The sequence below is a fragment of the Hydrogenophaga sp. UC242_53 genome (assembly GCF_042696965.1).
Taxonomy (GTDB): Bacteria; Pseudomonadota; Gammaproteobacteria; order Burkholderiales; family Burkholderiaceae_C; genus Hydrogenophaga.
Window position 1 is genome coordinate 914,974 of the sequence record NZ_CP170552.1, and the last position, 20,413, is coordinate 935,386.

Here is a 20,413-nt window from a genome sequence, read left to right on the forward strand (position 1 = left end):
GGTTTTCCGTTTCAGTCGGCGAGGGCGCGGGTGACGACCTCGCGCACGTCGTTGCTCAGGTCGGGCTTGGCGGCCACGCGGGCGATGGCTTCGCGCGCCGCGCCGCGGTAGGGCTCGGCGAGTTTTTTCCAGCGGTCGAGCGCGCGCGCCAGGCGGGCGGCGACCTGCGGGTTGAAGGCGTCGAGTTCGACCACGCGCTCGCTCCAGAACAGGTAGCCCGCCGCGTCGGCGCGGTGGAAGGCGCCCGGGTTGGCGCTGCAGTAGCTGAAGATCACGCTGCGCGCGCGGTTGGGGTTCTTGAGGTTGAAGTCCGGGTGCGCCATGAGCTTGCGCACCGCCGGCAGCACGTTGCCCGCGCGGTCGGGCGCACCGGCCTGCAGGGCGAACCACTTGTCGAGCACCAGGGCCTCGTCGCGGAACAGGGCGTGGAAGCGGGCCAGCGCGTCGCGGGCGAGCGCGTGTTCGCTCACCACCAGGGCCGACAGCGCGTTGAAGCGGTCGGTCATGTTGCCGGCGTCCTTGAAGTGCTGGTAGGCCTTGCCCGGCCAGACGGCGTCGCCTTGGTGGCGCGCGGCCAGGCACAACATGGTGAGCGACAGGCCCGCGAGCGCGCGGCGGCCGGTGCTCACCGGGTCGGGGTGGTAGGCGCCGTTGTCCTTGTGGTTCTCGAAGGCCCAGGCCCAGTCGTCCTGCAGGGCGGTGGCGAGCTGTTCGCGCATGGCTTCGCGCACCGCGTGCACGCGCTGCGGGTCCACCTCGGCCAGTTGTTCGGCGATGTAGGTTTCGCTCGGCAGCGTGAGCACCAGTTCCTTGAAGGCGGCGTCCAGGTGCTGGTGGCGCAGCACATCGCGCATGGCGCCGAGGAAGGCGCCGTCCAGCGGCGCATCGGGGGCGGGGCCTTCGGCCAGGATGGCCATGAGCGCGCGGCGCAGGGCCAGGCGCTGGCCGGCTTCCCAGCGGTTGAACGGGTCGGGGTCGGCCGCGAGCAGGGTGAGCAGCTGCGCGTCGGTGTAGTGGCATTCCAGCACCACAGGCGCCGAGAAGCCGCGCAGCAGCGAGGGCACGGGCGCGCTGTCGAGGTTCACGAAGGTGAAGGTCTCGCTGGCCTGGGTGAGCACGAAGGTGCGGCTGCCGGCCTCGGGCTGCGTCCAGTGCGCCAGTTGCAGCGGCAACTGCTGGCCTTCGGGGCTGAGCAGGCCGAGCGAGACCGGGATCACGAACGGCTCCTTGGCGGCCTGGCCCGGCGTGGGCATGCAGCTTTGCGACAGCGTGAGCGTGTAGCTGCGCGCGGCGGCGTCGTACACGCCTTCGGCGCGCACGTGTGGCGTGCCGGCCTGGCTGTACCAGCGCTTGAACTGCGGCAGCAGGCGGTGCAGGTCGCTCTCGGGGTTGGCGTCGGCGATGGCCTGGGCGAAGTCGTCGCAGGTGACGGCCTGGCCGTCGTGCCGCTCGAAGTACAGCTTCATGCCCCTGGCGAAGCCTTCGCGGCCGACCAGGGTCTGCATCATGCGCACCACCTCGGCGCCTTTTTCGTAGACGGTGACGGTGTAGAAGTTGTTGATCTCGGCGTAGCTGTCGGGCCGCACCGGGTGGGCCATGGGGCCGGCGTCCTCGGGGAATTGCGCGGTGCGCAGCACGCGCACGTCCTCGATGCGCTTGACCGCGCGCGCCGAGGGCTCGGCGCACAGGTCCATGCTGAATTCCTGGTCGCGGAAGACGGTGAGGCCTTCCTTGAGGCTGAGCTGGAACCAGTCGCGGCAGGTGACGCGGTTGCCGGTCCAGTTGTGGAAGTACTCGTGGCCCACCACCGATTCGATGTTGGCGAAATCGGTGTCGGTGGCCGTGGCGGCGTTGGCCAGCACGTACTTGGTGTTGAAGATGTTGAGGCCTTTGTTCTCCATCGCGCCCATGTTGAAGTCGCTGGTGGCGACGATCATGAAACGCTCGAGGTCGAGCGGCAGGCCGAAGCGGGCCTCGTCCCAGGCCACGCTGGCGATCAGCGAGTTCATCGCGTGCTCGGTCTTGTCCATGTCGCCCGGACGCACATAGACCTGCAGCAGGTGCTTGCCACCGCTGCGCGAGGTGATGCGCTGCTCGCGCGCCACCAGCTGGCCGGCGACGAGGGCGAACAGGTAACACGGCTTCTTGTGCGGATCGACCCACTTCGCGAAGTGGCGGCCATCGGGCAGGGCGCCTTCTTCCACCAGGTTGCCGTTGGACAGCAGCACCGGGTACTTCGCCTTGTCGGCGCGCAAGGTGACGGTGTAGCTGGCCATCACGTCCGGGCGGTCCAGGAAGTAGGTGATGCGGCGGAAGCCCTCGGCCTCGCATTGCGTGAAGAAGGTGCCCTGGCTCACGTACAGGCCCATGAGCTGCGTGTTCTTCTCGGGCACGCAGATCGTGAAGATCTCCAGGTCGAAGGGTTCGTGGCCTTCGGGCAGGCTCTCCAGCACGAGCTGGGTGCCTTCGATCTTGAAGGAGCAGCCCGCGCCGTTGACCAGCACGCGCGCGACGCTGAGGTCTTCCCCGTCCAGGCGCAAGGCCTGCGCCGGCACGTCCGGGTTGCGGCGCAGGCGCATCTTGTTGAGCACGCGGGTCTTGGCCGGGTCCAGGTCGAAGCCGAGATCGACGGTGTCGATCCAGTAGGCCGGGGCGGCGTAGTCCTCGCGGCGCACCACGGTGGTGGGGCCTTCACGCAATGAGCTCATGGATCAAACTCCCTGTTTGAGTGATGCTTCGATGAAGGGGTCGAGGTCGCCGTCCAGCACCTTCTGCGTGGCGGAAATCTCGACGTTGGTGCGCAGGTCCTTGATGCGGCTGTTGTCCAGCACGTACGAGCGGATCTGGTGGCCCCAGCCCACGTCGGTCTTGGTGTCTTCGAGCTTCTGTTGCTCTTCCTGCCGCTTGCGCAGTTCGTGGTCGTACAGGCGCGAGCGCAGGCGCTTCCACGCCACGTCGCGGTTGCTGTGCTGGCTGCGGCCGTCCTGGCACTGCACCACGATGCCGGTGGGGATGTGCGTGAGGCGCACGGCCGAGTCGGTCTTGTTGATGTGCTGGCCGCCCGCGCCCGAGGCGCGGAAGGTGTCGGTGCGCACGTCGGCCGGGTTGATGTCGATCTCGATCGAGTCGTCCACCTCGGGGTAGACGAAGATGGACGCGAACGAGGTGTGGCGCCCGCCCGAGGAGTCGAACGGGCTCTTGCGCACCAGGCGGTGCACGCCGGTCTCGGTGCGCAGCAGGCCGAAGGCGTACTCGCCCTCCACCTTGATGGTCGCGCTCTTGATGCCGGCGGTGTCGCCCTCGGTCTCGTCCTCGATGGTGGTCTTGAAGCCCTTGCGCTCGGCGTAGCGCAGGTACTGGCGCAGCAGCATGCTGGCCCAGTCGCAGGCTTCGGTGCCGCCGGCGCCGGCCTGGATGTCGACGAAACAGTTCAGCGGATCGGCCGGGTTGTTGAACATGCGGCGGAATTCGAGCTTCTCCACCTCGGCCGCCACCTTGGCGGCTTCGCCTTCGATGGTGACCAGGCCGGCGGTGTCGCCATCCTCGCTCGACATCTCGAACAGCTCGGTGTTGTCGGCCAGTTCGCCGGTGAGGCGGTCCAGCACCAGCACCACGTCTTCCAGGGATTTTTTCTCGCGGCCCAGGTCCTGGGCGCGTTTGGGGTCGTTCCAGACCGTCGGGTCTTCGAGCGCGGACTCGACTTCCTTCAGCTTCGATGCCTTGGCATCGTAGTCAAAGATACCTCCGGAGCTCGACCACTCGGGTGGTCAGGTCTTCGAGCTGGCTTCGGATGGCGTTGCTGCGTTCGGCTTCCATGGGACTGTTTCCTGCTGTCTGTGTACAAAGACGGCGATTTTCTCACGGGCCGGCCCTGGGCCGCGGGCGCTGTCCGATGTCAGAAGCGCCACTTCGCCCCGACCATGAAGGCCGCGGTGCCCAGGATCTGGACTTCGAGGGCGGACCGGGGCGAGAGCTGGTAGCCCACCGCCGGGATGATGGCGGGCGAAAACCCGCCCACGTTCATGGGGACCTTGTCCTTGTACTGGCCCACGTAGCCGTACAGGATGCCGGCCGTCACCGACACATACACCTTGGGCTGGCTGGGCAGCAGGCCGGGCCAGGCCTTGCCCACGAAGGCGTAGGCCGAGGGCTGGCCGAAGGAGTTGCGGAACAGGCTGATGCCGCAGGTGCGGTCGTTGGGCAGCAGGCGGCTCAGGCTGAAGGCGAACACCGGCTTGTGCTCCGGATCGTGCGACCAGTGGTGCGTGTAGGGTGAGAAAAAGCCCTCGTAGCGGGGTTCGGTCGCACCTTCGGCCACGGGATCGTTGATGCCGGGGCACAGCGTCCAGTCGATCGCCAGGGCCGGCGAGGACAGCGCCGCCAGCAGGGCGAAGGTGCGAGGGGCCGTGAAAGAGCGGGGCGGGTTGGGGTCGTGGGCAAGCTGAAAACCATAGGTCACAAGTATGCACGCCACCCGCGTTGCGACTGCAACAATCCGTACATCAGCCCGGGGCCTGGAAGAAATCCTCGATCAGGCCGGCCAGTGCTTCGGGCTGGTCGTGGTGCATCATGTGCCCGGCGTCGGGCACCTCGGCGCTGCGCAGCCGGGGCACGGCCTGGATGCGCTCGTGGTACTGGGCCAGGGTGAAGGCGCCCTTCCACCACAGGCCCAGGCTGTCGTCGCTGGCGGTCACCGAGAGCACGGGCGCGCTGATGCGGCGGTACAGCTCCAGCGCCTCGTCGAGCCGGTACAGGTTCGCGCCGACCACCTTGTGGGCCGCGTCGCCCAGGATCTCCCAGCCGCCCTCGGCGTTCGGCGCGGCCCATTGGCGCGCCAGCCAGTCGGCCTTGTCGCGCGGCAGGCGCGGGTTGGTCTTCATGAGGCGTTGTGCCACGCCGTCGACCGAGCCGTAGGCCTTGAGGCCGTTCTCGCCCCGGTGCAGGGCCTTGACCTCATCGATCCACTGCGCATAACGCCCCGGCGCCTGCGCGGGCCGCGTCTCGGGCATGCCGAAGCCTTCGAGGTTGACGAGGCGGCGGATGCGCTGGGGCCGCACGCCGCTGTAGATCATGGCCACGTTGCCGCCCATGCTGTGGCCCACGAGGTCCACCGCGCGCTCGCCGGCGTAGTGGTCGAGCAGGATGTCGAGGTCGGCGAGGTAGTCGGGGAACCAGTAGTTGTCGGGCGCGGGGCCGTCCGCCTTGGAGAGGCCGAAGCCGCGCCAGTCGGGCGCGATGATCCAGCGATCGCCGCGCATCGCGTCCACCACGAACTGCCAGGAGGCGGACACGTCCATCCAGCCATGCACGAGCACCAGCGGGGCCTGCGTGGCATCGGGCTGGCCCCATTGGCGCACGTGGTAGTTCAGGTGGCGCACCGGGACGAACTCGGTGCGGGAAGGTTTCCGGGCTTGGTACATTCGATCGATCATAGAGAACGAGACGGAGACCGGCCATGCGATCGAGTCAAGCCAGAGACAAGTCCCCCACGCCCCCGAGGGACCTCTACGACCCCCTGCACCGGCGCTTTGCCTGGCAGGTGCCGACGCATTTCAACATCGCCGAGGTCTGCATGCGGCGCTGGGCCGAGCGGCCCGCCACCGCCTTGCGCACGGCGGTGATCGCCAGCGCGCCGGGCCGCGAGCCGCGCCACCACCGATATGCCGAACTCATGGACCAGGCCAACCGCCTGTCCAACGCCCTGGCCGCGCTGGGCGTGCAGCGCGGCGACCGCGTGCGATCGTGCCTGCCGCAGCGCTTCGAGACCGCCGTGGCCTACATGGCGGTGCTGCAGCTGGGCGCGGTGGGCATGCCGCTGTCGCAGCTGTTCGGCCCCGACGCGCTGGAGTACCGCCTGCACGACAGCGAGGCCGTGGTGGCGATCTGCGACCAGCCTTCGCTGCCCGCGCTGCTGGGCGTGCGCGAGCGCTGCCCCTTGCTGCGCGCGGTGATCGGGCTCGATGGCGACGGCACGCCCGAGGGCATGCGCGCCGACCTGGACTGGAGCGAGCTGCTGGCGCAGGAGCCCACGGACTTCGTGCCCGTGAACACTTACGCCGACGAGGCCGCGGTGCTGATCTACACCAGCGGCACCACGGGCAACCCCAAAGGCGCCTTGATCCCGCACCGCGCGCTGATCGGCAACCTGAGCGGTTTCGTGTGCAGCCAGAACTGGTTCGGCTTCGACCCGTTCGATGCCTCGGTGGCATCGAAAGCGGTGTTCTGGTCGCCGGCGGACTGGGCCTGGACCGGTGGCCTGATGGACGCGCTGTTGCCCACGCTGTACTTCGGCCGGCCCATCGTGGGCCACAACGGCCGCTTCTCCCCCGAGCTCGCGTTCGAGCTGATGCAGCGGCATGGGGTGACGCACAGTTTCCTGTTTCCCACGGCGCTGAAGGCGATGATGAAGGCGGTGCCGGTGGTGCGGCCGCGCTACCGGTTGAAGCTGCAGGCGCTGATGAGCGCGGGCGAGGCGGTGGGGGACGCGGTGTTCGCGTGGTGTCGCGATCAGCTGGGCGTGACGGTGAACGAGATGTTCGGCCAGACCGAGATCAATTACATCGTGGGCAATTGCGCGCCGTTGTGGCCGGCGAAGCCGGGCAGCATGGGCAAGGCTTACCCCGGGCACCGGGTGGCGGTGCTGGACGATGAGGGCCGGGAATGCCCGGTGGGGGTGCCGGGGGATGTGGCGGTGCACCGGCTGGATGGGCATGGCGATCCGGATCCGGTGTTTTTTCTGGGGTATTGGAAGAACGAGGGGGCGACGCGCGCGAAGTACACGGGCGATCCGGCGGACAGCTGGTGCCGCACGGGCGATCTGGCGACGCGCGATGCCGAGGGTTATCTCTGGTACCAGGGGCGGGCGGACGATGTGTTCAAGGCGGCGGGGTACCGCATCGGGCCGAGCGAGATCGAGAACTGTCTGGTGAAGCACGCTTCGGTGGCGAATGCGGCGGTGGTGCCGAAACCGGATGCCGAGCGGGGGGCTTTGGTGAAGGCTTTTGTGGTGCTGGCCCCGGGGTGCGCCGGGGACGATGCGCTGGTGAAGGCGCTTCAGCTGCATGTGAAGGGGATGTTGGCGCCCTACGAATACCCCAAGGAGATCGAGTTCATCGATGCTTTGCCCATGACGACCACGGGGAAGGTGCAGCGGCGGGTTTTGCGGGTGTTGGAGGAGGATAGGGCGCGCCTGCGTTCCTAGCGGTGCGTTTGCGCGGGGCCGCTGGTGCGGGTGGCCGTTCTCCGGCGCTGCTCGCGGGCGACTTCCCGGGCATGCCCATACCCCCTCATCAACACCGGGTGGGCGCACGACCTCTGTGGCAACCGCGAATGGGCGCCTGCGCCCAGCCACCCGCACCATCGACCCAGTGGCATGGTTGGCATTCAAGTGGTTGAATTCAAGTTTCACTTGAATGGCGTTCCATTCCCTCCCTCTCGACGGATGGTGGGGTTCGCGGGCGCAGGCGCCCATTCGCGGTTGCCACAGAGGCTGAGTGAGGGGGTGGAGTTGACGAGGTAACGGTGGCGAACCCGGGCAGCCGTCCGCGAGCAGCGCCGGAGAACGCGGACCACGCCATCCGGCAGCGCGAGGTCCAGGCCAGAAACCCAGGCAAGAAAAAAACTAGGCCACAGGCCGCCGAGACCGAGACTGATCCCGGGCCACCTCGATGAACTCCAACACCTCCGCCCGAGGTTGGGACCCCCGCCGCCACACCAGCCCCACATCGACGGTAGGAACGGCATCGCGCAAAGTCCGCACCTCCACGTGCTCCGCATCCAGCGTCCAAGGCCGGTACAGAAAATCCGGCAGCACCGCCAACCCCGCCCCCACCCCCACCAACGAACGCACCGCTTCCAAAGAGGACGTGCGCAACACCGTGCGCGGCTTCAGCTGATGGCGCGCCCACACACTGCGCATCAACAACTCGATCCGGTCCGCCTGCAACACCACCAGATCGTGCTGCACACACTCCGCCAACCCCACCTCCGCCTGCGACGCCAGCGGATGGTCCGCCGCCATCCACACCCGGTTCGGTGAACGCGTCAGCGTCTCCGCCACCAAAGCCTGCGGCTCACCCAGCGCATTGCTCACCATGATCGCGATGTCCAGCTCGCCATTGATCAACAGGTGCTCCAGAAACGGCGGCGCGTCCTCCACCACCTGCAGATCCACCCCCGGACACGTGCGCCGGAACCGCGCGAACACCTCCGACAGGTAATACCCCGCCACCAGACTCGTCACCCCGATCGTGAGCGAACCGGCCAAGGGCGTCGCCCCCTGGTGCACACCCCGCGTGGCGTCCGCCACCGCGCCGATCACCCGCCGCGCCTTCACCAGAAAGCGGTGCCCCTCCGGCGTCAGCCGCATGCCCTTGGGGCTGCGCTCGAACAACACCAGGCCCAGACCATCCTCCAGCTCCAGCACGCTCTTGGTGATCGCCGACTGCGCGATGTTCAGCATGCGCGAGGCCGCGGCCACGGAGTCCGATTCCGCCACCGCCAGGAAGTAGCGGAACTGCTTGAGCGTGATGTGCCGGTTCATGCTGGTGCGCACCACGCCAGGGAGCTGCCCTGTTGCGGTGCAAAAAAGATATGGGTAAACCCTTGCTCTCTATTTTCGAGATAGCTTACCGCAGCAATATTGAATTTTGAAAGCCGGGCCGGCCTTCCTACGATGCGCTGCAGTCGGCCCGCCGGGCGGTGGGCTGCGTTTCTGAAACCGCTATCAACCCATAGGTGATCGATCCATGAAACTCGCACAACGCCCCCTCGCCCGCACCGTCGCGGGTCTGCTGACGACGGCCCTCACCCTGGCCGGCCCTGGCCCCCGCCGCGCAGGCGCAATCGGCCCTCAAGAAACTGGGCAAAGGCGAAGGCCAGGTCGATATCGTGGCCTGGGCGGGCTACATCGAACGCGGCCAGACCGACAAGAACTTCGACTGGGTCACCGACTTCGAGAAGAAGACCAGTTGCAAGGTCAACGTGAAGACCGCCGGCACCTCCGACGAAATGGTCGCGCTCATGAACGAAGGCGGCTTCGACCTCGTCACCGCCTCGGGCGACGCCTCCATGCGCCTGATCGCCGGCAAGCGCGTGCAGCCCGTCAACGTCGACCTGATCCCCAGCTACAAGACCGTGGACCCGCGCCTGCAGAAGGCGCCCTGGCACTACGTGAACAACACGCACTACGGCACGCCCTACCAGTGGGGCTGGAACGTGCTCATGTACAACACCACCGTCTTCAAGGACAAGCCACCCACCAGCTGGAACGTGGTGTTCGAGGAAACCACGCTGCCCGATGGCAAGAGCAACAAGGGCCGCGTGCAGGCCTTCGACGGCCCGATCTACATCGCCGACGCCGCGCTCTACCTGATGAAGAAGAACCCGGCCCTGGGCATCAAGGACCCGTACGAACTCAACGAGGCGCAGTACAAGGCCGCGCTGGACCTGCTGCGCGGCCAGCGCAAGCTGGTGGGCAAGTACTGGCACGACGCCTTCGTGCAGATCGACGACTTCACCAACGAAGGCGTGGTGGCTTCCAGCAGCTGGCAGTTCATGGCCAACATCCTCAAGAGCAAGAACCGCCCGGTCGCCACCGTGGTGCCGGTCGAAGGCGCCACCGGCTGGGCCGACACCACCATGTTGCACGCCGACGCCAAGCACCCCAACTGCGCCTATATGTGGATGGAGCACTCGCTCAACACCAAGCTGCAGGGCGACCTCTCGGCCTGGTTCGGCTCGGTGCCCTCGGTGCCGGCGGCCTGCAAGGGCAACAAGCTGCTGGGCGACCAGGGTTGTGCCAACCAGGGCTACAACAGCTTCGACAAGATCTCGTTCTGGAAGACGCCCACGAGCAAGTGCACGACGCAGAACAACAACTGCGTGCCGTACCACAAGTGGGTGTCGGACTACATCGCGGTATTGGGAGGCCGCTGACGCGGCACACCCCCGCGGCGCTTCGCGCCACCCCCTCGAGGGGGCGATGCCTGAGGCCCGGCAAAGCCGGTTCCTCGGCATCTCTGGATGAAGCGCCTCTTCTCTCGTGCTGTTTCTTCTGACCTTGTTGCATGACCACTGCCGTCACCCTTGAATCGGTTTCCTGCGTGTTCGGCAGCGGCGCGCAGGCCGTGCGCGCGGTCGACCGCGTGGACCTCACCATCGAAGGCGGGGAGTTCTTCACCTTGCTCGGGCCCTCGGGCTCGGGCAAGACGACCTGCCTGCGCATGATCGGCGGCTTCACGCTGCCGACCTCGGGCCGCATCCTCATCGGCGGGCAGGACGTGTCGCACCTGCCGCCGTACGCGCGGCCGGTGAACACGGTGTTCCAGGACTACGCGCTGTTCCCGCACATGAACATCCGCGACAACGTGGCCTACGGCCTGATGGTGCAGGGCGTTGACAAGTCGGCGCGGCACGCGTGTGCCGAGCAGATGCTGGACCTGGTGCGGCTCTCGGGCGTGGGCGAGCGCCGCCCGGGCCAGCTCTCGGGTGGCCAGCGCCAGCGCGTGGCGCTGGCGCGCGCGCTGATCAACCAGCCACAGGTGCTGCTGCTCGACGAGCCGCTGGGGGCGCTCGACCTCAAGCTGCGCGAGCAGATGCAGACCGAGCTGAAAGCCCTGCAGCGGCAGCTGGGCATCACCTTCCTCTTCATCACGCACGACCAGCACGAGGCGCTGTCCATGAGCGACCGCATCGGCGTGTTCAGCAACGGCCGGCTGGAGCAGGTCGGCGCGCCGCAGGCCATCTACAACCGCCCGGCCACGCGCTTCGTGGCCGAGTTCGTGGGCGCGGCCAATGTGTTCGACGGCGCGCGGGCGCGCGAGATCGCGGGGGTGGACAGCGTCATGCTTCGGCCCGAGCGCATCCGCCTGGGCCCCTCGCCGCAGGCGCGCCTGAGCGGCGCGGTGATCGACGCGCAGTACTTCGGCTCGTTCTCGCGCGTGCGGGTGGACTGGGGCGGCGAGGCCATCTCGGTGGACCTCAACCCCGAGCTGCACCCCGAGCTGCCCACGCCGGGCGACACGGTGCACCTGCACTGGCAGGCCGATGCGGTGCACCCGCTGCAGCCAGGCGCGGCGCCATGAGCCTGGCCCTGTCCGCCTCCCCGCCGCGGGTGCCGCGTGGCGGCGCGCTGCGCCGGCTTTCGGACCTGCTCTACACCCGCCGTGGCCTGCTGATGGCCGCATTGCTCGGGCCGCCGCTGCTGTGGTTCGGCGCGATCTACCTGGGCTCGCTGTTCGCGCTGCTGGCCAACAGCTTCTTCGCGCTCGACGAGTTCTCCGGCGTGGTGGACCGCACGCGCTTCACGCTGCAGAACTTCCGCGAGATGACCGACCCCGCCAACGTGGACGTGGTGCTGCGCACCGTCGCCATGGCGGTCAGCGTCACGCTGGCCTGCGGGCTCATCGCCTTTCCCATCGCCTACTACATGGCGCGGTATGCGCGCGGCCCGCAGAAGGCGCTGCTCTACATCGCGGTGATGCTGCCGCTGTGGTCCAGCTACCTGGTGCGGCTCTACGCCTGGAAGCTGCTGCTGGCCAAGGAGGGCGCGATCTCCTGGGTGCTGGCCGAGGTGCACATGACCTGGCTACTCGATCTCGTGCTGTCCACACCCGGCATCGGCGGCAACTCGCTCTCGTTCTCGCGCCTGGGCACCTTCATCGTCTTCGTCTACATGTGGCTGCCTTTCATGATCCTGCCGATCCAGGCCGCCATCGAGCGCATCCCGGGCTCGCTGCTCGAAGCCTCCAGCGACCTCGGCGCGCGCGGCGGCACCACCTTCTGGAAGGTGATCTTTCCGCTCGCCATGCCGGGCATCGCGGCCGGTTCCATCTTCACCTTCTCGCTCACATTGGGCGACTACATCATTCCGCAGGTGATCGGCGACTCCACGCTGTTCATCGGCCAGGTGGTGTACCGCCAGCAGGGCGTGGCGGGCAACGTGCCCTTCGCCGCCGCGTTCTCGCTGGTGCCCATCGTGGTCATCGGCGTCTACCTGTGGATCGCCAAACGCCTGGGGGCTTTCGATGCGCTCTGACCCGTCCCGCGCCGGCTGGGGCCTGAAGGCCGCGACCTGGGCCGGCGTGCTGTTCCTGCACATCCCGCTCGCGCTCATCATCCTCTACGCCTTCAGCGCCGAGGACAAAAGCTACGTGTTCCCGCCGCCGGGCCTCACCACGCAATGGTTCGCCGCGGCCTGGGCGCGAGAGGACGTGTGGGCCGCCATCGGCCTGTCGTTCCGCGTCGCGCTGATCGCCACCGCGCTGGCGATGGTGCTGGGCACGCTGGCGGCGGCCGGCCTGGCGCGCACGCGCTTCTTCGGCCGCGACGCGATCTCGCTGCTGCTGATCCTGCCGATCGCGCTGCCCGGCATCATCACCGGCATCGCGCTGCGCACCGCGTACCACACGATGGAGATCCCGTTCAGCTTCTGGACCATCGTGGTCGGTCACGCCACCTTCTGCGTGGTGGTGGTCTACAACAACGCGGTGGCGCGGCTGCGGCGCACCAGCCCTTCGCTGATCGAGGCCTCGATGGACCTGGGCGCGGACAGCTTCCAGACGATCCGCTACGTGATCCTGCCGCAGCTCGGCTCGGCCCTGCTGGCCGGTGGCCTGCTGGCGTTCGCGCTGAGCTTCGACGAGGTCATCGTCACCACCTTCACCGCCGGGCAGCAGACCACGCTGCCGATCTGGATGCTGCAGGAGCTGATCCGCCCGCGCCAGCGGCCGGTCACCAACGTGGTGGCGGTGGTCATCATCGCGCTCACCTTCATCCCCATCCTGGCCGCGTATGTCCTCACGCGCGCCGACGAACAACCCAACGGGCGCTGAGCCCGAACCCCTTCCACCCCGACGGAGACCACCATGGGCAAGACCCCCGATTTCCAAGTCCCGATATCGACCGAGCTGTTCATCGACGGCCAGTTCGTGGCCGGCGAGGGCGAGCGCGAGCGCGTGCTGAACCCGGCCACGGGCGACGTGATCGCGCAGGTGCCCGAGGCCTCATACGAGCAAATCCACAAGGCGGTGCTGGGGGCCAGCCGCGCGTTCGACAGCTGGAGCGAGACCACGCCCATGGAGCGCTCGCGCCTGCTGCTCAAGGCTGCGCAACGCGATCGAACAGCGCGCCGAGCAGTTCGCTCGGCTGGAGTCGCTCAACTGCGGCAAGCCGTATCTGCGCGCGCTGGAGGACGAGATCCCGGCCATCGTCGACTGCTTCCGCTTCTTCGCGGGCGCGGCGCGCTGCATGACGGGCTCGGTGGCCGGCGAGTACCTGCCGGGCCACACCAGCATGATCCGGCGCGACCCCATCGGCGTGGTCGGCTCGATCGCGCCCTGGAACTACCCGCTGATGATGGCCGCGTGGAAATGCGCGCCCGCGCTGGCGGCCGGCAACACCGTGGTGCTCAAGCCCAGCGAGCAGACGCCGCTGACCACGCTGATGCTCGCGCGCGTGGTGGCCGAGATATTGCCCAAGGGCGTGTTCAACGTGGTCTGCGGGCGCGGCCCCAGCGTGGGCCAGCCGCTGGTGGAGCACCCGCTGGTGCGCATGGTCTCGCTCACCGGCGACGTGTCCACCGGCCGCAAGATCCTGCAGGCCGCCACCGGCACGCTCAAGCGCACGCACCTGGAGCTGGGCGGCAAGGCGCCGGTGCTGGTGTTCGACGACGCCGACATCGACGCGGTGGTGGAGGGCATCCGCACCTTCGGTTACTACAACGCGGGGCAGGACTGCACGGCGGCCTGCCGGCTTTACGCAGGCGCCAAGGTGTACGACCGCCTGGTGGCCGACCTCAGCAGCGCGGTCAAGACCATCCAGATGGGCACGCAGGACGAGGCGGGCGTGGAGCTGGGCCCGCTGATCACCGACCGCCAGCGCGACCGTGTGGCGAGCTTCGTGGAGCGCGCGCAGATGCTGGGCCACATGGAAGTCACCGCCGGCGGCAAGATGCGCTCGGGCAGCGGTTTCTTCTACGAACCCACGGTGATCGCGGGGGCGCGGCAGGACGACGAGATCGTGCGCCGCGAGGTGTTCGGGCCGGTGGTGTCGGTGACGCGCTTCACCGACCCCGAGGAGGCCGTGACCTGGGCCAACGATTCGGAGTACGGCCTGGCTTCATCGGTGTGGACGCAGGACGTGTCGCGCGCGCTGCGCGTGGCGCGCAAGCTGCAGTACGGCTGCACCTGGATCAACACCCACTTCATGCTGGCCAACGAGATGCCGCACGGTGGCATGAAGGCCAGCGGCTATGGCAAGGACATGTCGATGTACGCGCTGGAGGACTACACGGTCGCACGCCACGTGATGGCGAGGCTGTGAGGCACCCCCCGCCGCGCTGCGCGCGACCCCCCTGAAAGGGGGGCGACACCTGGGACCGGCGGAGCCGGATCCTCGGTGTCACTGGTTGGGGCTGCCTCGCTCCGACTTAGCGCGCTGCGGTTTGTGCGGGTTCGGCCACGTAGATCTCTACGCGGCGGTTGGCGGCGCGGCCCTGGGCCGTGCTGTTGTCCGCGACCGGTTGGTGCGAGCCTCGGCCGTCGGTGGCGATGCGGCTGGCCGCGACGCCGCGCGCCACGAGGTAGTCGCGCGTGGCGTTGGCGCGGTCGAAGGACAGCGGGTTGTTCACGGCGTCGCTGCCGGTGCTGTCGGTGTGGCCCACGATCGCCACGGCGGTCACCGGGTTGGCGTTGAGCGTGCCGGCGAACTGGCTGAGCACGTTCTGCAGCGTAGGGCTCACGGTCGAACGGCCGGTGGCGAAACCGGCGTCGGCCGGCACGTCGAGCTTGAGGCGGTTGTCGCTGGTCTGGCTCACGCCGATGCCGGTGCCTGCCGTGGCGGCCTCCATCTGCTTCTTCTGCTCCTGCATCTTGTTGGACCAGACATAGCCACCCACCGCGCCCGCGCCTGCACCGAGCACGGCGCCCGTGGCCGCGCCCTTGGAGCCGCCGGTGGCCGCGCCGAGCAGGGCGCCCGCGACGGCACCGATGCCGGCGCCTTTGGCGGTGCCGCTTTGCGTTTCACTCATGTTGGCGCAACCGGCCAGGGCGAGCGCCGCGGCGAGTGTGGTGACCGTCAGGCCTCGGGTCAGATGGATGTTGAAGTTGGACATGGTTTTTCTCCACTGCTTGGTTGAAGGTCGATTGAGACGTGCAAGGCACCCTAAACTTATACCCCTACGGGTTTCAGCCGAAACCTCCTTCAGTTCCTATTTACAAATACTTGCATGAAGAACGTACCACTGGGCACCAGCGCGCTGCGCGTGCCCCCGATCTGCCTGGGCACCATGACGTTTGGCGAGCAGGTGGACGAAGCCACCGCGCACCGCATCCTGGATCGCGCGCTGGAGCGTGAGATCAGCTTCCTCGACGCGGCCGAGATGTACTCGGTGCCGGCGCGCGCCGACACCAGCGGCTCCACCGAAACCATCCTGGGCAACTGGTTCGCCAAGCGGCCGGGCGCGCGCGACAAGCTGGTGCTGCGCAACCAAGGTGGCCGGGCCGGCGCGCGGCATGCCCTGGCTGCGCCCCGAGGTGAGCAAGGCCGGCATCATCGAAGCCTGCGAAGCCAGCCTGCGCCGCCTGCAGACCGAGGTGATCGACCTTTACCAGATCCACTGGCCCGCGCGCAACGTGCCGGCCTTTGGCGCGATCTACTTCGACCCGGCCAAGGACAAGCCCGCGCCCTCCGTGCTCGAACAGCTCGAAGCCCTGGCCGAGCTGGTGAAGGCCGGCAAGGTCAAGGCCATCGGCCTGTCCAACGAGACCCCCTATGGCGTGCACGAGTTCGTGCGCCTGGCCGAGCAGCACGGCCTGCCGCGCGTGCGCAACGGTGCAGAACCCGTACTGCCTGATCAACCGCAGTTACGAGAACGGGCTCGACGAAACCTGCCACCGGCTGGATGTGTCGCTGCTGGCGTATTCGCCGCTGGGCTTTGGCCTGCTGAGCGGCAAGTACGACGAGACCGGCCTGGTGGGCAACGCGGGCCGCATGGCGATCTACGAATCGATGCGCAAGCAGCGCTGGGGCCGGCCCGAAGCGCTGGACACCGCGCGCCGCTACAACGCGCTGGCGCGAGAACACGGCCTCACGCCCTCGCAACTCGCGCTGGCCTTCTGCTACACCAACCGGCGCGTGCGCAGCACCATCATCGGTGTGACCACGCTGGCCCAGCTCGACGAGTGCCTGGACGCCTGGGACACGAAGCTCTCGCCGGAGCTGCTGGCGGCGATCGATGCGATCCGCTGGGAGAGCCGCGACCCCGCGCAGTGATCGGAACACCCCCCGCCGCGCTTCGCGCGACCCCCTCAAGGGGGCGATGCCAGTGGCCCGGCAAAGCCGGTTCCACGGCATCCTTGGCCGAAGCCACTGCGGACCTGAAAATCCTCCATGGCAAAAAAATCGCACGTGAGTGAAACGCCCGCCACCGCCTGGCTCAAGGCGCATGGCGTGGTGTTCACCGAGCACCCCTACGAGTACCTGGAGCACGGTGGCGCGCAGCACAGCGCGCAGGTGCTCGGGTTCGACCCCTTCGCGGTGGTGAAGACGCTGATCATGCAGGACGAGGCGGCCAGGCCGCTGGCGGTGCTGATGCACGGCAACCGCACCGTCTCCACCAAGAACCTCGCGCGGCAGATCGGCGCCAAGTCGGTCGAGCCCTGCAAGCCCGAGGTCGCCAACCGGCACAGCGGCTACTTCGTGGGCGGCACCTCGCCGTTCGGCCTCAAGCGCGACATGCCGGTGTGGGTGGAGGCCACGGTGCTGACCTTGCCAAAGATCTGGATCAACGGCGGGCGCCGGGGTTTTCTCGTCGGCATCGATCCGGCGGTGCTCGCCGGTCCCCTGGGCGCCAAGTCGGTGAACTGCGCGCTGGCAGAATAGCCGCCCAGACACGGCTTCGCGCACAGACGCGGCGGCCCCACGAGAACGAGGAGCTTTCTTCATGACCTACCCCTTGCTGGCCACGCTGGCCGCCTACCTGATCGGCTCGCTGTCCTTCGCCGTGCTGGTGAGCCGCCTCATGGGGCTGAACGACCCGCGCACCTACGGCAGCAAGAACCCGGGCGCCACCAACGTGCTGCGCTCGGGCAACAAGGCGGCGGCCGTCATCACCCTGCTGCTCGATGCCTTCAAGGGCTGGCTGCCCGTGATGGCGGTGAAGTGGTGGGGCGAGGCCTATGGCCTGGGCGACGGCACGGTGGCGCTGGTGGGCCTGGCGGCCTTCCTGGGCCACCTGTACCCGGTGTTCTTCCGCTTCCAGGGCGGCAAGGGCGCTGCGCAACGGCCGCGGGCGTGATCCTCGCGTTCCAGCCCTGGCTGGGGCTGGCGGCGCTCGCGACCTGGCTGATCATCGCCATCTTCTTCCGTTATTCGTCGCTCGCCTCCATCGTCACGGCGGTCTTCGCGCCGGCCTACTTCCTGCTCGGCAACCGGGTGGCCTGGGACGCACCGGGCGTGCAGGTGCTGAGCCTGGCCGTCATGGGCCTGCTGCTGGTGTGGCGGCATTCGGAAAACATCAACCGCCTGCTGGCCGGCACCGAAAGCAAACTGGGAGCGAAGAAGAAATGAGCGATCTGCACAAGGACATCACCCGCATCGGCATGGCCGCGCGCTACAGCGAGGCCGCCGTGTTCAACGGCGTGGTCTACCTCGCGGGCATGGTGCCCGAGCGCGGCGACACCGACATCGCGGGCCAGACGCAGGACGTGCTGGAGCAGGTGCAGCAGCGCCTGCTCGAAGCGGGCAGTGACAAGTCGCGCATCCTGCGCGCGCAGATCTACCTCACCGACATCCGCGACATCGCGGCCATGAACGAGGTGTGGGACGCCTGGGTGGTGCCGGGCACCGCGCCGCCGCGCGCCACGGTGCAGGCCGCGCTGCGCAAACCCGGCCTGGCGCATCGAGATCGTGGTCACCGCCGCGCAGAACGCGGCCTGATCAATAGCGTTTTTCCAGCGTCAGCTGGTCGTTGTGGCGCTGCATCTGGAAGCGCGTGAGAAAGCTGTTGCCCAGCAGGATGTAGTTCATGGGTTGCGGCAGCACGATGGCCGCCACGCCGTACACCTGGGCATCGCCCACGCGCACCGAGTCCAGTTGCACCTGATGGCCCACGACGCGGCCATTGGCGGTGCGCAACACCCACTTTGCGGCCCTTGGTGTAGTCCAGCTGGATGCGGTTGGCATCGGACTCGCTGAGGATCACCGTGGTCGCGCCGGTGTCCACCATGAACTGCACGGTGCGCCCGTTGATCTGGCCGGTGGGCATGAAGTGGCCCTGGGCGTCGGCGGTGAGCACGATGCGCTGGGCACCACCGCCATCCTGGCCCGATGAAGACCGGCCCAGGCTGACCGGTGCATCGCCCACCCGCAGGGTCAGGCGCTGGCCGTTGATGTCGAACACGGCCGCCTCGCCCTGCAGGCTCAGCAGCTTCACACCTTGCTGGATCTGGCCGGGGCTCATGAAACGCGGCGCGGCGCCATCGATGTTCACCAGCGCCTTGCCACCGGCCACACCCGACAGCGCGACCTGCTGGGACAGGGCGGGCAGCGCCAGAAGAAGACCCGCCACGAGCGCGGAGGCCTTGGGCCAGAGGCGCCGTGGAACCGGCTTTGCCGGGCCGCCAGCGCCGCCCCCCTGGAGGGGGGTGACGCCGAAAGCGGCGCAGGGGGTGTTCACTTAATCTCTGAAGTTGTTGAAGGACAGCGGCAGGTCCTTGAGCTCGCTGCGGATCAGCGCCATGGCGGCCTGCAGGTCGTCGCGCTTGGCCCCGGTCACGCGCACCGCATCGCCCTGGATCGCGCCCTGCACCTTGAGCTTGCTGCCCTTGATGACCTGCTGGATCTTCTTGCCGTCTTCGGTGCTGATGCCGTTGCGCACCTTGACGACCTGCTTGACCTTGTCGCCGCCGGCCTTTTCGACCTTGCCGACATCGAGGAAGCGCGCGTCCACGCCGCGCTTGGTCAGTTTGCCGCGCAGCACGTCGTCGATCTGCTGCAGCTGGAACTCGGCGTCGCCGTGCAGGATGATTTCTTTCTCTTTTTCCTTGAGCTCGATGGCGGCACCGGTGCCCTTGAAATCGAAGCGCGTGCCGATCTCGCGCGTCACCTGGTCCACCGCGTTTTTCACTTCGACGAAATCGGCTTCGAGTACGGTGTCAAAAGAAGGCATGGCTGATGAATCCTGAGGGTGGGTGAGACAATCCGGGGATGGTAGTCGAGAACAACGTGGCGCTCCAGCCATACAACAGTTTTGGCATCGTGGCGCGCGCGCTGCGGCTGGCCCGCGTGCGCGACGAAACGGAGTTGCGCGCGCTCATGGCGGGCGCCGATTGGCCCGCGCTCACGCGCGAGGCGCCGCCCTTCGTGCTGGGCGGCGGCAGCAACCTGGTGGTGACGGGCGACATCAAGCCGCTGGTGCTCAAGGTGGAGATCCGCGGGCGCCAGCTGGTGGAGGAGTCGGCCCGGGGCTGGCTGGTGGAGGCGGGCGCGGGCGAGAACTGGCACGAGACCGTGGCCTGGACGCTGGCGCAGGGCTGGCCGGGGCTGGAAAACCTGGCCCTGATTCCGGGTTGTGTGGGTGCGTCGCCGGTGCAGAACATCGGCGCCTATGGCGTGGAGCTGCAGGACCGTTTTCATGAGCTGGACGCGATCGACCTGCAGACCGGGCAGAGTTTCACCCTGAACGCCGCGCAGTGCGGTTTCGGTTACCGGGACTCGGTGTTCAAGCACACGCCCGCGGGCGAGAAGGGTCTGGGCCTGGCGGGGCGCGCGCTGATCACGCGGGTGCGTTTCTGGCTGCCCAAGCCCTGGAAGCCGGTGCTGGGCTATGCGGACCTGGAGCGCCGGATGGCCGAGACCGGCATGTCCCATCCCGACGCGCAGCAGATCTTCGACTGGATCTGCGCGATCCGGCGCGCGAAGCTGCCGGACCCGGCGGTGATCGGCAACGCGGGCAGTTTCTTCAAGAACCCGACGGTGAGCGTGGAGCAGTGTGCGGACATCATCGCGCGCGACCCGAAGGTGGTGCACTACCCGATGGCCGACGGCAGCATCAAGCTGGCGGCGGGTTGGCTGATCGACGCCTGTGGCTGGAAGGGCCGGGGCGTGGGGAATGCCGGGGTCTACGAGAAGCAGGCGCTGGTGCTGGTGAACCGGGGTGGGGCGACCGGGGGGGAGGTGATGACCCTGGCGAAGGCCATCCAGACCAGTGTGTATGAGCGGTTCGGGATTTTGCTGGAGCCTGAGCCTGTGGTGGTCTGAGGTTTCTCGCCTGCGCTTCTTCGGGTCCGCCGTCGCCGGGTGGTCGGCTCCGCGAATGTCCCCCGGCGGCTGGTGCCGCCTCCTCCTTTACTTCGCTGCGCCAACCACCCGACGTCGTCGGACCTGCCAGCCGATAGGCACGCCAACAAGAGGG

15 protein-coding genes and 5 pseudogenes are annotated in these 20,413 nt (G+C 67.9%); 11 read left to right on the top strand and 9 right to left on the bottom strand.

Features of this window, described 5'->3' with window-relative positions; genetic code table 11:
- Positions 1-11 precede the first annotated feature (11 nt).
- The 4 genes from pepN to ACFJI0_RS04805 all read right to left on the bottom strand — a co-directional run bounded on the left by pepN (position 12) and on the right by ACFJI0_RS04805 (position 5,420).
- The gene (gene pepN, locus ACFJI0_RS04790) at positions 12-2,708 is read right to left on the bottom strand and encodes an aminopeptidase N (protein WP_382323618.1); all 2,697 of its coding nucleotides are present in this window, start codon (positions 2,706-2,708) and stop codon (positions 12-14) included.
- Between the two features lie 3 nt (positions 2,709-2,711).
- Positions 2,712-3,816 (bottom strand): peptide chain release factor 2 gene (gene prfB / locus ACFJI0_RS04795; protein ID WP_382160317.1). Its coding sequence is split into 2 segments (ribosomal slippage): positions 2,712-3,734 and positions 3,736-3,816, totalling 1,104 coding nucleotides; the frame shifts between segments, so codons are not numbered across the junction.
- Between the two features lie 79 nt (positions 3,817-3,895).
- Entirely contained in the window at positions 3,896-4,459 is a 564-nt protein-coding gene (locus ACFJI0_RS04800; RefSeq protein ID WP_382323619.1) for a hypothetical protein, read from the bottom strand.
- Between the two features lie 43 nt (positions 4,460-4,502).
- Positions 4,503-5,420 carry an alpha/beta fold hydrolase gene (locus tag ACFJI0_RS04805; RefSeq protein WP_382323620.1) on the bottom strand — a complete coding sequence of 306 codons (918 nt, stop codon included), beginning with the start codon at positions 5,418-5,420 and terminating at the stop codon, positions 4,503-4,505.
- Positions 5,421-5,455: 35 nt separating this feature from the next.
- Here ACFJI0_RS04805 and ACFJI0_RS04810 point away from each other — a divergent pair, with 35 nt between their 5' ends.
- Entirely contained in the window at positions 5,456-7,201 is a 1,746-nt protein-coding gene (locus ACFJI0_RS04810; RefSeq protein WP_382323621.1) for an acyl-CoA synthetase, read from the top strand.
- Between the two features lie 420 nt (positions 7,202-7,621).
- On the opposite strand, the gene ACFJI0_RS04815 is transcribed toward ACFJI0_RS04810, so the two are convergent.
- Positions 7,622-8,542 carry a LysR substrate-binding domain-containing protein gene (locus ACFJI0_RS04815; RefSeq protein WP_382160305.1) on the bottom strand — a complete coding sequence of 307 codons (921 nt, stop codon included), beginning with the start codon at positions 8,540-8,542 and terminating at the stop codon, positions 7,622-7,624.
- Positions 8,543-8,889: 347 nt separating this feature from the next.
- On the opposite strand from ACFJI0_RS04815, the gene ACFJI0_RS04820 reads away from it, so the two are divergent.
- From ACFJI0_RS04820 to ACFJI0_RS04840, 5 genes and pseudogenes are all read left to right on the top strand, one after another.
- Positions 8,890-9,936 carry an ABC transporter substrate-binding protein gene (locus ACFJI0_RS04820; RefSeq protein WP_382323622.1) on the top strand — a complete coding sequence of 349 codons (1,047 nt, stop codon included), beginning with the start codon at positions 8,890-8,892 and terminating at the stop codon, positions 9,934-9,936.
- A gap of 131 nt (positions 9,937-10,067) precedes the next feature.
- Positions 10,068-11,084, top strand: a complete 1,017-nt coding sequence (locus ACFJI0_RS04825) for an ABC transporter ATP-binding protein (protein ID WP_382323623.1) — start codon at positions 10,068-10,070, stop codon at positions 11,082-11,084.
- Positions 11,081-12,037: an ABC transporter permease gene (locus tag ACFJI0_RS04830; RefSeq protein WP_382323624.1), complete on the top strand. Its 957-nt coding sequence runs from the start codon at positions 11,081-11,083 to the stop codon at positions 12,035-12,037. The genes ACFJI0_RS04825 and ACFJI0_RS04830 overlap by 4 nt, the downstream gene beginning before the upstream one ends.
- The gene (locus tag ACFJI0_RS04835) at positions 12,027-12,833 is read left to right on the top strand and encodes an ABC transporter permease (protein WP_382323625.1); all 807 of its coding nucleotides are present in this window, start codon (positions 12,027-12,029) and stop codon (positions 12,831-12,833) included. The genes ACFJI0_RS04830 and ACFJI0_RS04835 overlap by 11 nt, the downstream gene beginning before the upstream one ends.
- Before the next feature lie 75 nt (positions 12,834-12,908).
- Positions 12,909-14,322: pseudogene (locus ACFJI0_RS04840) on the top strand (gamma-aminobutyraldehyde dehydrogenase).
- Positions 14,323-14,428: 106 nt separating this feature from the next.
- Here ACFJI0_RS04840 and ACFJI0_RS04845 read toward each other — a convergent pair.
- Positions 14,429-15,112 (bottom strand): OmpA family protein, encoded by a 684-nt coding sequence (locus ACFJI0_RS04845; RefSeq protein WP_382323626.1) that lies wholly within the window; start codon positions 15,110-15,112, stop codon positions 14,429-14,431.
- A 114-nt stretch (positions 15,113-15,226) separates the two neighbouring features.
- On the opposite strand from ACFJI0_RS04845, the pseudogene ACFJI0_RS04850 reads away from it, so the two are divergent.
- From ACFJI0_RS04850 to ACFJI0_RS04865, 4 genes and pseudogenes are all read left to right on the top strand, one after another.
- Positions 15,227-16,272 (top strand): annotated as a pseudogene (locus ACFJI0_RS04850) (aldo/keto reductase).
- A 117-nt stretch (positions 16,273-16,389) separates the two neighbouring features.
- A complete protein-coding gene (locus tag ACFJI0_RS04855) occupies positions 16,390-16,881 on the top strand; it encodes an aminoacyl-tRNA deacylase (protein WP_382323627.1) in 492 nt (163 codons plus the stop codon).
- A gap of 61 nt (positions 16,882-16,942) precedes the next feature.
- A pseudogene (plsY, locus tag ACFJI0_RS04860) lies at positions 16,943-17,568 on the top strand (glycerol-3-phosphate 1-O-acyltransferase PlsY).
- A pseudogene (locus tag ACFJI0_RS04865) lies at positions 17,565-17,937 on the top strand (RidA family protein). Before plsY ends, ACFJI0_RS04865 begins: the two co-directional pseudogenes overlap by 4 nt.
- Here ACFJI0_RS04865 and ACFJI0_RS04870 read toward each other — a convergent pair.
- The 3 genes and pseudogenes from ACFJI0_RS04870 to ACFJI0_RS04880 all read right to left on the bottom strand — a co-directional run bounded on the left by ACFJI0_RS04870 (position 17,938) and on the right by ACFJI0_RS04880 (position 19,168).
- Complete coding sequence (locus ACFJI0_RS04870) at positions 17,938-18,183, bottom strand: TIGR02281 family clan AA aspartic protease (RefSeq protein WP_382325509.1); 246 nt, start codon at positions 18,181-18,183, stop codon at positions 17,938-17,940. It abuts the pseudogene before it with no gap.
- 10 nt (positions 18,184-18,193) lie between these two features.
- Positions 18,194-18,460: pseudogene (locus ACFJI0_RS04875) on the bottom strand (TIGR02281 family clan AA aspartic protease); the annotation flags it as partial.
- 216 nt (positions 18,461-18,676) lie between these two features.
- Positions 18,677-19,168, bottom strand: a complete 492-nt coding sequence (locus ACFJI0_RS04880; RefSeq protein ID WP_297401042.1) for a YajQ family cyclic di-GMP-binding protein — start codon at positions 19,166-19,168, stop codon at positions 18,677-18,679.
- Between the two features lie 38 nt (positions 19,169-19,206).
- On the opposite strand from ACFJI0_RS04880, the gene murB reads away from it, so the two are divergent.
- Positions 19,207-20,259, top strand: coding sequence for a UDP-N-acetylmuramate dehydrogenase (murB, locus tag ACFJI0_RS04885; RefSeq protein ID WP_382323628.1), 1,053 nt, complete (start codon positions 19,207-19,209; stop codon positions 20,257-20,259).
- Positions 20,260-20,413: the final 154 nt, after the last annotated feature.